16 protein-coding genes are annotated in these 12,752 nt (G+C 63.1%); 9 read left to right on the forward strand and 7 right to left on the reverse strand.

The window, feature by feature from the left end:
• The 4 genes from NKH97_RS13055 to truA all read left to right on the forward strand — a co-directional run bounded on the left by NKH97_RS13055 (position 1) and on the right by truA (position 2,809).
• Positions 1-417 carry a type II toxin-antitoxin system VapC family toxin gene (locus NKH97_RS13055; RefSeq protein ID WP_023810758.1) on the forward strand — a complete coding sequence of 139 codons (417 nt, stop codon included), beginning with the start codon at positions 1-3 and terminating at the stop codon, positions 415-417.
• A gap of 43 nt (positions 418-460) precedes the next feature.
• Entirely contained in the window at positions 461-1,414 is a 954-nt protein-coding gene (fmt, locus tag NKH97_RS13060; RefSeq protein ID WP_023810759.1) for a methionyl-tRNA formyltransferase, read from the forward strand.
• Positions 1,411-1,917 carry a GNAT family N-acetyltransferase gene (locus NKH97_RS13065; protein WP_023810760.1) on the forward strand — a complete coding sequence of 169 codons (507 nt, stop codon included), beginning with the start codon at positions 1,411-1,413 and terminating at the stop codon, positions 1,915-1,917. Before fmt ends, NKH97_RS13065 begins: the two co-directional genes overlap by 4 nt.
• Before the next feature lie 121 nt (positions 1,918-2,038).
• A complete protein-coding gene (gene truA, locus NKH97_RS13070) occupies positions 2,039-2,809 on the forward strand; it encodes a tRNA pseudouridine(38-40) synthase TruA (protein ID WP_023810761.1) in 771 nt (256 codons plus the stop codon).
• Here truA and NKH97_RS13075 read toward each other — a convergent pair.
• Both NKH97_RS13075 and dapE read right to left on the reverse strand, forming a co-directional pair.
• Positions 2,776-3,411 carry a transporter gene (locus tag NKH97_RS13075; RefSeq protein ID WP_352440611.1) on the reverse strand — a complete coding sequence of 212 codons (636 nt, stop codon included), beginning with the start codon at positions 3,409-3,411 and terminating at the stop codon, positions 2,776-2,778. The two genes, truA and NKH97_RS13075, sit on opposite strands and share 34 nt — an antisense overlap.
• A gap of 5 nt (positions 3,412-3,416) precedes the next feature.
• Positions 3,417-4,610, reverse strand: a complete 1,194-nt coding sequence (gene dapE / locus NKH97_RS13080; RefSeq protein WP_352797178.1) for a succinyl-diaminopimelate desuccinylase — start codon at positions 4,608-4,610, stop codon at positions 3,417-3,419.
• A 127-nt stretch (positions 4,611-4,737) separates the two neighbouring features.
• On the opposite strand from dapE, the gene NKH97_RS13085 reads away from it, so the two are divergent.
• The gene (locus NKH97_RS13085) at positions 4,738-5,778 is read left to right on the forward strand and encodes a 2-dehydropantoate 2-reductase (RefSeq protein WP_352797180.1); all 1,041 of its coding nucleotides are present in this window, start codon (positions 4,738-4,740) and stop codon (positions 5,776-5,778) included.
• Here the strand turns inward: NKH97_RS13085 and NKH97_RS13090 are convergent.
• From NKH97_RS13090 to dapD, 4 genes are all read right to left on the reverse strand, one after another.
• On the reverse strand, positions 5,681-6,454 hold the full coding sequence (locus NKH97_RS13090) for a hypothetical protein (RefSeq protein WP_023810765.1): 774 nt from the start codon (positions 6,452-6,454) through the stop codon (positions 5,681-5,683). The genes NKH97_RS13085 and NKH97_RS13090 overlap by 98 nt on opposite strands.
• Positions 6,455-6,467: 13 nt before the next feature.
• Positions 6,468-6,845: a DUF805 domain-containing protein gene (locus tag NKH97_RS13095; RefSeq protein WP_023810766.1), complete on the reverse strand. Its 378-nt coding sequence runs from the start codon at positions 6,843-6,845 to the stop codon at positions 6,468-6,470.
• Positions 6,838-7,200 carry a DUF805 domain-containing protein gene (locus tag NKH97_RS13100; protein ID WP_128304182.1) on the reverse strand — a complete coding sequence of 121 codons (363 nt, stop codon included), beginning with the start codon at positions 7,198-7,200 and terminating at the stop codon, positions 6,838-6,840. The genes NKH97_RS13095 and NKH97_RS13100 overlap by 8 nt, the downstream gene beginning before the upstream one ends.
• A gap of 72 nt (positions 7,201-7,272) precedes the next feature.
• Positions 7,273-8,127: a 2,3,4,5-tetrahydropyridine-2,6-dicarboxylate N-succinyltransferase gene (gene dapD / locus NKH97_RS13105; protein ID WP_023810768.1), complete on the reverse strand. Its 855-nt coding sequence runs from the start codon at positions 8,125-8,127 to the stop codon at positions 7,273-7,275.
• A gap of 226 nt (positions 8,128-8,353) precedes the next feature.
• On the opposite strand from dapD, the gene NKH97_RS13110 reads away from it, so the two are divergent.
• Complete coding sequence (locus tag NKH97_RS13110; protein ID WP_023810769.1) at positions 8,354-9,199, forward strand: LOG family protein; 846 nt, start codon at positions 8,354-8,356, stop codon at positions 9,197-9,199.
• An 81-nt stretch (positions 9,200-9,280) separates the two neighbouring features.
• Here the strand turns inward: NKH97_RS13110 and NKH97_RS13115 are convergent, their stop codons facing one another.
• The gene (locus NKH97_RS13115; RefSeq protein ID WP_023810770.1) at positions 9,281-10,006 is read right to left on the reverse strand and encodes a pyrimidine 5'-nucleotidase; all 726 of its coding nucleotides are present in this window, start codon (positions 10,004-10,006) and stop codon (positions 9,281-9,283) included.
• Between the two features lie 160 nt (positions 10,007-10,166).
• Between NKH97_RS13115 and NKH97_RS13120 the strand changes: the two genes are divergently transcribed.
• From NKH97_RS13120 to NKH97_RS13130, 3 genes are all read left to right on the forward strand, one after another.
• On the forward strand, positions 10,167-10,928 hold the full coding sequence (locus tag NKH97_RS13120; RefSeq protein ID WP_023810771.1) for a GGDEF domain-containing protein: 762 nt from the start codon (positions 10,167-10,169) through the stop codon (positions 10,926-10,928).
• A 195-nt stretch (positions 10,929-11,123) separates the two neighbouring features.
• Positions 11,124-11,300, forward strand: coding sequence for a hypothetical protein (locus tag NKH97_RS13125; protein WP_023810772.1), 177 nt, complete (start codon positions 11,124-11,126; stop codon positions 11,298-11,300).
• On the forward strand, positions 11,297-12,736 hold the full coding sequence (locus NKH97_RS13130) for a GMC oxidoreductase (RefSeq protein ID WP_352797187.1): 1,440 nt from the start codon (positions 11,297-11,299) through the stop codon (positions 12,734-12,736). Before NKH97_RS13125 ends, NKH97_RS13130 begins: the two co-directional genes overlap by 4 nt.
• Positions 12,737-12,752: the final 16 nt, after the last annotated feature.

The following is a 12,752-nucleotide window of genomic DNA, read 5'->3' on the forward strand; positions in this document are numbered from 1 at the left end:
ATGATTATACTGGACACCAACGTCATATCGGACGTGCTATCGCGGCAACGGAGCAAAAACGTTCTCAACTGGTTGAATGGCCAAGAGCCTGCGACCCTTTTCCTCTCCACCATTGTTTTTGCAGAGCTCTATTTCGGAGCCTACCTCGTTCAGGAGGCCATCCGGCGGGATGGTCTTCTCCAAAGCATTTCGAGGATCCGGGGCGAATTTTCGGGTCGGATCCTGGTTTTTGGGGATCTGCCCGCAGAACACTATGGCCGCATTGCCGCGGCAAGACGACTCGCTGGCAGACCTGTCGAAACCAAGGACGCGATGATAGCTGCGATCTGCCAGGTGCACGACGCCACGCTTGCCACCCGCAACGTTCGAGACTTCGACGGACTTGACCTGAAGCTGGTAAACCCGTTTGAAGCCTGAGCTGACTTCCCGGCGCAGGTAGAGAGAAGGTCTCGGAAGAAAAATGCCCCTTCGCGTCATCTTCATGGGCACGCCGGAGTTTTCGGTGCCGACTTTGCGCGCGATCGCCGAGGCTGGCCATGAGATATCAGTCGTCTATACCCAGCCGCCGCGCGCTGCCGGACGGCGCGGGCTGGAGCTGACACCGTCGCCGGTGCAGCGCGAGGCGGAGCGACTGGGCATCGAGGTGCGAGCGCCGGTTTCGCTCAAAGGCGAGGCCGAGCAGACCGCCTTCCGTGCCTTGCGGGCCGACGTCGCTGTGGTCGTCGCCTATGGCTTGCTGCTGCCGAAGGCGGTTTTGGAGGCGACCCGGCTCGGCTGCATCAACGGCCATGCCTCGCTTCTGCCGCGCTGGCGCGGTGCCGCGCCTATCCAGCGCGCCATCATGGCCGGCGACCTGGAAAGCGGCATGATGGTGATGCGCATGGAAGAGGGGCTGGACACCGGCCCGGTCGGGCTGATTGAAAAATGCGCCATCGAACCCGATATGACAGCCGGCGATTTGCATGATCGGTTGATGAGCGTCGGTGCTGCCTTGATGGTGGAAGCGCTGGCGCGGTTGGAAGGGAACACCCTGACATTCACCACACAAGCTGTGGAGGGGGTGACCTACGCCAAGAAAATCGATAAATCCGAGACTCGCGTGGACTGGACTCGCTCAGCAAGTGAGGTCCACAATCATATTCGCGGCCTGTCGCCCTTTCCCGGCGCCTGGTCGGAGATAGGAATTGGCGGCCGCCGGGAGCGGCTGAAACTGCTTCGCTCGACGCTGTCGCAAGGCCTGTCGCTTTGGGAAGAGTTGGGCGAGTCGGGAGGAATTCTCGATGACCGGCTGACGGTCGCCTGCGGGGCAGGCGCGATCAGGCTGGTCGAAGTTCAACGGGCGGGCGGAAAGCCCGCTGCCGCGTCGGAATTCCTGCGCGGGGCCAAGATCGAAAAAGGACTGAAATTCTCATGAGCATGATGTCGATACGCGCGGCAACGCCGCGGGATCGCGAGGCCATCCGCCTCGTCGAGGAACACGCTTTCGGCCAGCAGGCGGAGGCCGGTCTGGTCGACGCGCTGGTGACTGGCGGCAACGCTGTTGCCGAACTGGTGGCGGAAGAGGACGGCCAGGTGGTCGGCCACATCCTGTTTTCGCGGCTGTTCGTCCAGAATGGCGGCAAGACCTTCGCCGCCGTGGCGCTCGCGCCGCTGGCGGTGGAGCCCTCGTTCCATGGCAGCGGCATCGGCGGCGCGCTGATCCGCGAGGCGCATATCCGCCTCAGGGATGCCGGCGAAACGCTGGCCGTGGTGCTCGGCGACCCCACCTATTACGGGCGTTTCGGATATAGCCACACGCGTGCCGAGAACTTCGAGAGCGAATACCAGGGCGAAGCGCTGCAGGCGCTGGCTTGGGGCGACGCGCCTGACGCCGGCAGGCTGGTATACGCCTCCGCCTTCACCGCTCTCGCCGCCTAGAACAGTCCACCGTTTCATGGAAACGGCGAACTGCTCTACCTCTTTGTTTGAACGCAATTCCGAACGGAAAACCGTTTCACACTTTTCCTGGAATTGCCCGAGGCGAGAGCTCTAGTCGCAAATGCCGCGTTTTCGCCTCGACATCGAATATGATGGCAGCCTGTTTGCCGGCTGGCAGCACCAGGCGGATCAGCCTTCGGTGCAACAGGCGATCGAGCGGGCGATCGAAAAATTCTGCGGCGAAGCGATCAGGCTGCGCGCCGCCGGCCGCACCGATGCCGGCGTGCATGCGACAGCGCAGGTGGCGCATGTCGATCTCGTCAAGGCGTGGCCGGGCGACAAGGTGCGCGATGCCGTCAACGCCCATCTGCAGGCGGCCGGGGCGCGCATCGCCATCTTGAAAGCGACGGTCGTTTCCGACAGCTTCGACGCCCGCTTCTCGGCCATCGGCCGCCACTATCTCTACCGCATCCTAAACCGCCGTGCCCCGGCCGCGCTCGACAAGGGCAAGGTGTGGTGGGTGCCGAAGCGGCTCGACGCCGGCGCCATGCACGAAGCGGCGAAAGTCCTGCTCGGACGGCATGACTTCACCACCTTCCGCTCGACCCAGTGCCAGGCCAACAGCCCGATCAGGACGCTGGAACGGCTCGATGTGAGCCGACAGGGCGACATAGTCGAGGTCAGGGCTTCGGCGCGCTCGTTCCTGCACAACCAGGTGCGTTCGATGGTCGGCTCACTGAAGCGCGTCGGCGACGGCGGCTGGAGCGCGGCCGACCTGAAAACGGCGCTCGAGGCGCACGACCGCGCCGCCTGCGGCCAGGTGGCGCCGCCCGACGGGCTGTTTCTCACCGGTGTCGATTATCCAGTCGAGACGAGCCCGGACAGGCTCTGAACTCCGACATCGTCCGGCACGGTGATGCCGAGCAGCGTCTGCAGGCCGAACAGCACCAGCAGCGAGGCGATGAACATGCCGACGAAAACGGCGGTGCCGACCGATGCGCCCCTGCCGATCGTGGCGTTGGTCATGCGCCAGGTCAGCACCATCGACAGGGCAAACAGGAACAGCGACACAAGGCTCGCAGCCTGGCTTGCGGACGACAGGAAAAGCCGGATCAGCGCCGAGGGCAGCATCAGCCAGGCGGTGATGGCCGAAGCCCAGTTGCTGGCGACGACGTAGTGGACGAAGCGGCCGCCGATGCCGGCGCGCGGCGCGATCAAAGCGAGCGCAACCAGCGGCAGCACCCAGGAGCCGATGTCGACCGTCGCCAGGCGCACCAGCATGCTGAAGCGCCCCGCGAAGGCGTCGGGATCGCCGATTTCGTTGGCGATGCCGACCCAGCCGACGATCAGCGCCGGTGCTGCAACGACAATGGCGAAGAAGGAATTCCAGAAGCCGTCGGCCGATAGGTCGAGCAGGCGCAGGCCGTCGACCTTGCCGAGCATCAATCGCCAGGCGCCCGTCAGCGAAGCTTGGGTTTCGTCCGCCGAAAGCATGCCGTTCAGCCCTGTCCGAACCAGTCTTCTATGAAGCGCTGGTAAATTTGCGTCAGCGTTTCGAGATCGGCAATGGCGACGCGCTCGTCGACCATGTGCATTGTCTTGCCGACCAGCCCGAACTCGACCACCGGACAATAGTCCTTGATGAAACGCGCGTCGGACGTTCCACCGGAGGTGGACAGCGTCGGCTCCTTGCCGACCGCCGACTTGATCGAGCCGCGCAGCGTTTCGATAAGCCTGTCGTCGCGCGTCAGAAAGACATGGCTAGGCCGGTCGCGCCAGACGAGCTCGTAGTCGACCGGCGTCTTCTTGCCCTGCCGGTACTTCTTGCGCCTGGCCGCCTGGTCGAGCCGGTTGTGGATCTCGGCCTGCAGGGTCTCGTCCGTCCAGGTGTCGTTGAAGCGGATGTTGAAGGTCGCGGTCGCTTTGGCCGCAATGACATTGGTGGCGGGGTTGCCTACATCGATGGAGGTGATCTCCAGATTGGTCGGCTGGAAATCCCTGGTTCCCTTGTCGAAAACCGGATGCAGCAAGGCGTCGACCAGGCTCATCAGCCCGCGCACCGGATTGTCGGCAAGCAGGGGATAGGCGACATGGCCCTGGCGGCCATTGACGGTGACGGCGCCGGACATCGAGCCGCGGCGGCCGATCTTGATCATGTCGCCGAGAGCGTCCGGATTGGTCGGCTCGCCGACGACAGAGGCATCCCATTTCTCGCCCCGCGAAGCCGCCCATTCGAGCAGCTTCACCGTGCCGTTGATCGCGGGGCCTTCCTCGTCGCCGGTGATCAGCAGCGAGACCGACCCTTTCGGACCGCCATTGGCCTCGACATGGCGCGCCACGGCGGCGATGAAACAGGCAATGCCGCCCTTCATGTCGACGGCGCCGCGGCCATACATCTCGCCATTGGCGATCTCGGCGGCGAAAGGCGGATGCGTCCAGGCGGCTTCGTCGCCGACAGGCACCACGTCGGTGTGGCCGGCGAACATCAGATGAGGGCCGTTGCCGGAACGCCTTGCATAGAGGTTTTCGATATCGGGCGTGCCGTCTTCGGAAAACACCGGCCGATCGACCAGGAAACCGAGCGGTTTGAGCATCGTCTCCAGCGCGGTCAGCGAACCGCCCTCAGCGGGCGTCACCGAAGCGCAACGGATAAGGGCGGCGAGGTTTTCGGCGGGATCGGTCGGCAGCGTCATGGCAAAAGCGATAGTCGAAAGCGCAGGGCCTGTCACGGCCAGACATAGGGGCCAGCCTCATGGCTGGCGATACCGCCGATATTATGGTTTTCATGTCGTATAGTTGCGACCCGGCGCGGGCGACAGGATGGCAGACAAGGACAAACGGATCGTCATGGCCGGTGCCGGCAGCATCGGCTGCTATGCCGGCGGCTGCCTGGCGCTGGCCAGCCGAGAGGTCATTCTGCTGGCGCGGCCCCGCATCGAGGCAGCGTTGCGGCAGGACGGATTGCGGGTCAGCGACCTCCAGGGCCGCGATCGCTCGATCAAGCCCGAGGCGCTTGTCGTCACCGCCGATCCGGCCGTCGCCCTGCCGCCGGCGGACGTGATCCTGGTCACGGTCAAGAGCGGCGCCACCCAGGATATGGCGGACCTCATCAAGGCCCATGCCCGCCCCGATGCCGTGGTGATCAGCCTGCAGAACGGTGTCGGCAATGCCGACAGGCTGCGCGCTGAACTTGCCGGACGTACGGTGCTGGCCGGCATGGTGCCGTTCAATGTGGTGCAGTCGCCGGACAGCGAACTGCCGCTGCGCGTTCACCGCGCCAGCGACGGCACGGTAATGGTCGAGGATGGCGCCGCCGGCCTGGCCGACTTGCTTGGCGTCGAAGGATTTGCCGTCGAAACCCATCGCGACATGAAGGCTGTGCTGTGGGGCAAGCTGCTGATGAATTTGAACAACGCGCTGGTGGCGCTTTCCGGCCTGCCGCTGACGGCCGAACTGGCCGATCGGCGCTGGCGGCTGATCCTGGCCAGCCAGATCGACGAGGCGCTCACGGCGATGAAAGCGACCGGCATCGAGCCGGCGCGGATCGCCGGCCTGCGGCCGGCGCTGCTGCCGAAGGTGCTCAGGCTGCCTGACTGGCTGTTCAAGCTTCTGGCGCGGCGCATGCTGGCGATCGACGCGCAGGCGCGCTCGTCGATGTGGGACGATCTTCAGCGCGGCCGGCCGACGGAGATCGACGACTTGCAAGGCGCCATCTTGCAGCTGGCGGGGAAGGTCGGCACGCCCGTGCCGACGGTTCAGCGGATCACCGCCTTGGTGCGCGCGGCGGAAGCGGAGCGGCTTGGCTCGCCGGGCCTGCCGCCGGAGCAGGTTGTTGCACCGGCCGGCCGTCGATCAACGTGATCTTCTGCCAGATTTTCCGCGACAGGTTTGACGCCAGGTTCTCGATGTCGTTGACGCCGTCGATGACCACGTCGTCATTGACCGACTGTGCGAACAATGCGGCGATCTTGCCCGTGATCGACAGCATTTCGGAGCAATAATCGAGGTAACGGGCCAGGTCGGCGGCATTGGTGATGCGGGCGGGCGAATGCGACGTCGGCTTGAAATCGGCCGACAGCGCCGCCGGATCCTTGGTCAGCTGATGCATGTCGATGACGTGGATCAGCGAGCGCAGGCCATGCAGCTGGCGAAAGACCTGCTTGCGCTTGATGCGCTCCTCGGAGCGGATCAAGGCGAGAAATCCGACAATGGCGAGGATGAACATGTTGAGCGAAGCTTCGATGCCTTGCACCGACTGGACGGCATCACCGGGTTTGGAAATGCGGTCGAATGGCAGGACGGTGCCGACGAAGATGAACATCAATGCGCCGGCAACGACAGCGGCGACGATGAGGCCGCGCAGCCACCAGATCGGCGCTTCCAGGGCCTTGGCGCCCTGTGCCAGATCGCGCGACAGCGAGACCAGTTCGGCGGCAACGCCGCGCAGGCCGGCCTTGGGGAAACGCTCCGCAACACGCGTCTCCAGCCGTTCCGCGGTCTCGATGATCAGCTTCGGATCAAGCGTGCGGTAGCGCATGTCCGATCGGCCCTCAGGATTGTTCCGGCTCGTTGGTGCGCCGGCCATAGCGGTTGGGTCCAGGCTGCCCCGGAAACAGGCACAACACAAGGAAGGCGACGATCGACACTACCGGCACGAACAGGATCAGCGCGGCAATGCCCGGCTTGTCCAAATCGTGCAGCCGCTTCACCGCCAGGGCGATGTTCGACCACAGCGAGGCGATGAAGGCGACGAAGAAGATGAACGACCACATGTTGCTCTCGGCCGAACCTTCCGGCACCAGCGTGAAGCGGTAGAGCGGGAAGGCCTGGATGATGGCGACGAGCAACCCGCCAAGAAAATAGGCCGCGCGACTGACGCGGCCCGAGGTTTTGAAGAAAAGCCAGGTGAGATCTGATCTGTCAGGCAAGCGGGTCCGGTCCATATTGATTGGCGCCCCTGGCGCCTTCGAGAATGCCGCATTCCACCAGAAACCAGATCGGGCCGATGAGCGGCACCAGCATGATCAGGCTCCACCAGCCCGACTTGCCGCGATCATGCCAGCGCTTGGCGTAGACTGCGAGTGCGAAATAGATCGAGGCCAGAGCGATGAGAATGCCGATGATGCCGATCTGGGCGCCACTGGCGGTGGTGATGCGTGTACCGAGAATCGCATCGAGAATAAAGGCAACGATGCCAATGACGATGAAAACGCCAATCGCGGCCCAGAACTTGCCACGGTTTATGCGACCATCAAAACTTGTGAGCAGATCCTTCCAGTCCATGTCACCCCTCCATGTTGAACCAGCGCGACCGATTGTCGCGCCGGCGGAAGGTGCGCTCGCTTTGCGCAAAGATCAATCGCGCAGCAATTCGTTGATCGAGGTCTTGGAGCGGGTCTTGGCGTCGACACGCTTGACGATGACGGCGCAGTAGAGGCTCGGACCTGGCTCGCCGTTAGGAAAGGACTTGCCCGGCATCGTTCCGGCGACGACGACGGAATTCGGCGGCACTTCGCCATAGAAGATCTCGCCGGTGGCGCGGTCGACGATCTTGGTCGACTGGCCGATGAAGACGCCCATGCCGAGCACCGAGCCTTCGCGCACGATGCAACCTTCGACCACTTCCGAACGCGCGCCGATGAAGCAATTGTCCTCGATGATGGTCGGACCGGCCTGCATCGGCTCCAGCACGCCGCCGATGCCGACGCCGCCGGAAAGATGCACGTTCTTGCCGATCTGGGCACAGGAGCCTACCCCGACCCAGGTGTCGATCATGGTGCCGGTATCGACATAGGCGCCGACATTGACGAAGGACGGCATCAGCACGGCGCCCGGCGCGATATAGGCCGAGCGACGCACGATCGACCCCGGCACGGCACGAAAGCCCGACTTTTCGAAATCGACAGCGCCCCAGCCATCGAACTTCGACGGCACCTTGTCCCACCACATCGCTTCGCCGGGACCACCCTTGATGATCTCCATCGGATTGAGCCGGAAGGACAACAGCACGGCCTTCTTCAGCCACTGGTTGACATGCCACTTGCCGTCGGCCTGCCGCTCGGCGACGCGGACGGCGCCGCGGTCGAGCAGGTCGAGCGCCGACTGGATGGCATCGCGCGTTTCGCCGCGCGTCGCAGTCGAAATCGCGTCGCGTTCCTCGAAGGCCTTCTCGATGGTCTTTTCGAGGCTCGCCAGATCGGGCTTCGACATGAATTCGCTCCATTACCAAGCTGTTAAGGGGCTGCGCCTTAACCTGTTTTGAAAGTCGCGCGGACCCCATGCATGCTTCGCATGCTTGCGTCTTTGCATGTAGCAGGTTCTTGTCACAAAACCGCGGGACACTTTTGCGGAACCTGCTTATGTGAAGCCTTGGTGAGGGTCAATCGCGGCTGCGTCATGGGGCGGCGCAAGTTAAGAATTTGGACGGGTAGAGCATATGACACCTATGGAAAAGGCGGGCTGGACGCCACTGCCGCATTCGGACGAGGATCTGGAGCGGTCGAAGAGTGTGCCGGACACGCCGCAGACGCGTGCCGAAACCTACCGGCTCGCCTGGAACGATCCCGACTTCATGACGCGGCGCGAGTTGCGCGCGGTCCGGCTGCAACTCGAACTCCTGAAACCGGAGATGATCCTGGCCGAACGCGGCATCCGTTCGACGGTGATCCTGTTCGGCGGCGCGCGCCTGCCGGAACCCGGCGGCGAGGCCTGGGCGGCCAAGAACGAGACGCAGAAGAAGAACCTCGAGGAAAACAGCAAATACTACGAGGAAGCGCGCAAATTCGCCCGCCTCTGCTCGCAGCAGTCGGCTACCTCCTATTACCGCGAATATGTCGTGGTGACCGGTGGCGGACCCGGCGTGATGGAAGCGGGAAACCGCGGCGCCGACGATGTCGGCGCGCCGTCGATCGGCCTCAACATCGTCCTGCCGCACGAGCAGGCGCCGAACATCTATGTGACGCCGGAGCTCTGCTTCAACTTCCATTATTTCGCTATCCGCAAGATGCATTTCGTCATGCGCGCCAAGGCGGTCGCGGTGTTTCCGGGCGGCTTCGGCACGATGGACGAATTCTTCGAGACGCTGACCCTGATCCAGACAGGGCGCATGGAGCGCGTGCCGGTGATCCTGTTCGGCAAATCCTTCTGGAAGCGGGCGATCAATCTCGATTTTCTCGCCGAGCAGGGCACGATCAGCCCCGGCGATCAGGACATCATCGACTTCGTCGACACCGCCGACGAAGCCTGGGGGATCATCAGCCGGTTCTACAAGCTGGGGGAGTAGGGCAGTGGGGAATTGAAGAGCTGGTGAATTGAAGAACTGGGGAACTTGATCCGTGGAGACCGTCCTTCATTCTTCAATTCTTCAATTCTTCAATTCCCCTCTTCCTTCCCCCTCCACAATCGCCGTCAGAAACCCCGCCAGATCGTCGGTTACGAAATCGACATCATCCTCGTTGGCCGGGTCGCGCTCCCAGATCTCGGCAAAGGTCGGCTCGAAATTGCGCGGCACGATAAGCACCGTGGTCATGCCGAGCGACTTCGGCACCGACAGGTTACGGGCAAGGTCTTCGAACATCACCGCATTGTGGCCGGTGACGGCGTGCAGTTCGGCGAACTTCTCGTAGGTCTGGCGCGCCGGCTTGGGATTGAGCCCGGCGGCGACGATGTCGAAGATGTCGTCGAAATGGTCGAGGATGCCGAGTTGGCGCGCGGTGCGCTCGGCGTGCCTGCGGTCGCCATTGGTGAAGATGAACTTGCGGCCCGGAAGCTGGCGGATGGCGGTGCCGAGAACGGGATCGGGCACCAGCCATGAATAGTCGATGTCGTGGACCTTCTCGAGGAAATCGTCGGGGTCGATGCCATGACGTGTCATCAGGCCGTTCAGCGTCGTGCCATATTCGCGGTAGAGTTCCTTCTGCAACTTGCGCGCATCGTCGCGCGGCAATGCCAGCAGTTCGCCGACATAGGCGGTCATCTTGACGTCGATCTGCGAGAACAGATTCGAATGATGCGGATAGAGCGTGTTGTCGAGATCGAAGACCCAGTCGGTGACATGGGCGAAGCGGGCGGGGTCAGGGAGCGTGGTCATAGGCTCCTTATGGCATGAAACGCGCATTCCGAAAGCGACTTTATCCACAACTTCTGCTCGTTGAGGTTGCGTAAATCGCCTCACGATTCAAATTTTAGGCATCTGGGAAAGGTGGCCTTCAGGGCTTGCTGGCAGAGAGGCAGTCTTGTGGGAGCAAGCGATGAACAGCATAATTCTGAGATCCGCCGCCGTTGCTTTCGCCTCAGTCGCGGCCTCTCTCCTGCTGACCCTGATCATCGTTCCGGCCATGGGATTTCCGGTCAATCGTACGATCTGGCTGACCTCCACCCTCTGTCCGCTGGTGCTGGCGTGGGCCGCCAGCGCAAGCACTTTCTGGCAAAGCGACAGGCTGAAAAACGCGCATCGCGATCTCGCCCGCGCTCATGCCCAGCTCGCCGCCGCGCATCGCCGACTGGCGGAAAAGGCGAGCCGCGACGACATGACCGGCATGCTCAACCGGGAAAGTTTCTTTGCCGCGCTTGACGGTTCGCGCCGCAAGTCCGATCGCGGCGCGCTGCTGATCATCGACGCCGACCACTTCAAGACCATCAATGACAATTTTGGCCACCTGACCGGCGATGACGCGCTGCTTTTGATCGCCAGCGCGATCCAGCGCGGCGTGCGCAGCGGCGATGTGCTCGGCCGCATCGGCGGCGAGGAGTTCGGCGCCTTTCTGATCGGCGCCACCGAGCAGGAGGCCAAGCGCGTCGCCGAGCGCATTCGCCGCGAAGTCGAGCTGATCCGCTTCCGGCCCGTCGACGAGCGGACCATCCCGCTCACGGTCAGCATCGGCGGCACCATCTGCGGCGAGGAAGCCAGTGTGTCGGAGCTGATGCGCGCCGCCGACCGGCGCCTCTACCAGGCCAAGCACCAGGGCCGCAATCTGACGATCATCGATACCGGCATTTCCGAGGCGGCGTGATCCGATCTGCCGCAACCCGCCCGTTAAGCAAACTCTAACCCTGTTTGCACTCGGTTGTACCGCTTAGCCGGGTTTTCACTGCTTCACGGCCAGACTTGGCACGATACTGGCTTCCACGGTGATGCATGTGTCGTTCCGGGAATTGCCGTTCTGGGAACGCCCATGCAGTGCCGAAGCCCAGACGAGAAACCAGCCATGAGTTTCATCATCAAAAGAATGTCACGCCGCGCGCTCGTGCAGGCGTTGATCGCATTGCCTGCCCTGTCTTTGTTCCGCAAGCTGCCTGATGCCGATGCCGCCGATCCAGAGCCCGACCCGAACGAGATCGTCGAGGTCAATGGCTGGATCCTGAAGCGGAGCGACTTGGCATGATCTTTGACAGCTACGAGGCGTATCGCGCCGCGAACTTCACTCCAAAAGTCTGCATCCTCGGCTCCGGCCCGGCCGGCACGACGATTGCGCGCAAGCTTGGTGCGGCCGGCATTCCGGTGGTGGTGATGGAGGCCGGTCCGCGCGAATTCAGCGACGAGTCGCAGGACTTCTACCGGGGCAGCACGGTCGGGGATTTCTATTTCGATCTCGACATAACCCGGCTGCGGTTCATGGGGGGCAGTTCCAACCACTGGGCAGGCTGGTGCCGCGTCCTCGACAAGCAGGATTTCGAGCCGAAGGCCTGGGTACCCGATACGGGCTGGCCGATCCGCCGCACCGACATCGAACCCTATCTGCCGGAAGTGCGCGACATTCTCGACCTTCCGGCCCTCCGGCCCGATATGCCGATCTCGAACGACATTCGCTGGGTGCAGCTGATCAAGAGCCCGGCCGTGCGCTTCGCCGAGAAATTCGGCGATGAACTCGACAAGGCCACGAACATCGCGGTGGTGCTCAACACTTGTGCCACCGAACTTGCCGGCGACGGCAGACGCGTGACTGGCGCCAGACTGTGGTCGAACGGGCAGGATGCCGGCTCCTTCAGCGCCGACTATTTCATCGTCTGCACCGGTGGGCTGGAGAATTCGCGGCTGCTTCTGTGGTCCAACCAGCGCTCGAACGGCGGCGTCGTGCCGAATGCGACGGCGCTTGGCCGCTACTGGATGGAGCATCCGACCTTCGAGGGCGGCAATGCCATCCTGACCGACTACAACGCGTTCGAGGTCGATGCCGTCAACGAGGCCTTCTTCTCGCCGACACTTGCCGCCATGGAGCGGCTGCAGATCATGAATTTTGGCATCCGGCTGATCGAGACGCCGTATCCCGGCGTCAAGAGCCTTATCGCCGACCTCGCCTGCACGGCGCCCGACATGGCCGAGTGGATGTCCTCCAAGCTCAGCCAGAGGCTGCGTTGCGCCGCCCAGCTCTACGTCGCCTGGGAACAGGCGCCGCTGGCATCCAACCAGATCGAGTTGTCGAAGACCGATGTCGACCACGCCGGCGTGCCGCGCATCGAGCTACACTGGAAGAAATCGGAAATGGAGCGCCGCACACTGCTCGAAGGGGTCAGATTGTTCGGCAAGACACTGATCGAGAAGAATCTCGGCCGCGTGCGCATTGCCGATTGGATCAGCAACGGCCAGGACTATCCCACCAACGACGAGACGGCGGGCCATCATCACATGGGCGGCACGCGCATGGGCACCGACGTCACCAAAAGTGTTGTCGACGCCAACTGCAAGGTGCACGGCATGGACAATCTCTATGTCGGCGGCTCCTCGGTGTTCTGCACGTCAGGTCAATGCAACCCGACGACGACAATCACCGCGCTGGCCTGCCGGCTCGGCGACCATCTGAGCAAGGTGGTCACCGCCTGACGGCTGCAGGGCAACG

It is taken from the genome of Mesorhizobium sp. M0870, from assembly GCF_040319775.1.
GTDB lineage: Bacteria > Pseudomonadota > Alphaproteobacteria > Rhizobiales > Rhizobiaceae > Mesorhizobium.

Coding starts and splice junctions, on each gene's coding strand:
- NKH97_RS13055 (WP_023810758.1), top strand. CDS start 1: ATGATTATACTGGACACCAACGTCATATCGGACGTGCTATCGCGGCAA.
- fmt (WP_023810759.1), top strand. CDS start 461: ATGCCCCTTCGCGTCATCTTCATGGGCACGCCGGAGTTTTCGGTGCCG.
- NKH97_RS13065 (WP_023810760.1), top strand. CDS start 1,411: ATGAGCATGATGTCGATACGCGCGGCAACGCCGCGGGATCGCGAGGCC.
- truA (WP_023810761.1), top strand. CDS start 2,039: ATGCCGCGTTTTCGCCTCGACATCGAATATGATGGCAGCCTGTTTGCC.
- NKH97_RS13075 (WP_352440611.1), bottom strand. CDS start 3,411: ATGCTTTCGGCGGACGAAACCCAAGCTTCGCTGACGGGCGCCTGGCGA.
- dapE (WP_352797178.1), bottom strand. CDS start 4,610: ATGACGCTGCCGACCGATCCCGCCGAAAACCTCGCCGCCCTTATCCGT.
- NKH97_RS13085 (WP_352797180.1), top strand. CDS start 4,738: ATGGCAGACAAGGACAAACGGATCGTCATGGCCGGTGCCGGCAGCATC.
- NKH97_RS13090 (WP_023810765.1), bottom strand. CDS start 6,454: ATGCGCTACCGCACGCTTGATCCGAAGCTGATCATCGAGACCGCGGAA.
- NKH97_RS13100 (WP_128304182.1), bottom strand. CDS start 7,200: ATGGACTGGAAGGATCTGCTCACAAGTTTTGATGGTCGCATAAACCGT.
- dapD (WP_023810768.1), bottom strand. CDS start 8,127: ATGTCGAAGCCCGATCTGGCGAGCCTCGAAAAGACCATCGAGAAGGCC.
- NKH97_RS13110 (WP_023810769.1), top strand. CDS start 8,354: ATGACACCTATGGAAAAGGCGGGCTGGACGCCACTGCCGCATTCGGAC.
- NKH97_RS13115 (WP_023810770.1), bottom strand. CDS start 10,006: ATGACCACGCTCCCTGACCCCGCCCGCTTCGCCCATGTCACCGACTGG.
- NKH97_RS13120 (WP_023810771.1), top strand. CDS start 10,167: ATGAACAGCATAATTCTGAGATCCGCCGCCGTTGCTTTCGCCTCAGTC.
- NKH97_RS13125 (WP_023810772.1), top strand. CDS start 11,124: ATGAGTTTCATCATCAAAAGAATGTCACGCCGCGCGCTCGTGCAGGCG.
- NKH97_RS13130 (WP_352797187.1), top strand. CDS start 11,297: ATGATCTTTGACAGCTACGAGGCGTATCGCGCCGCGAACTTCACTCCA.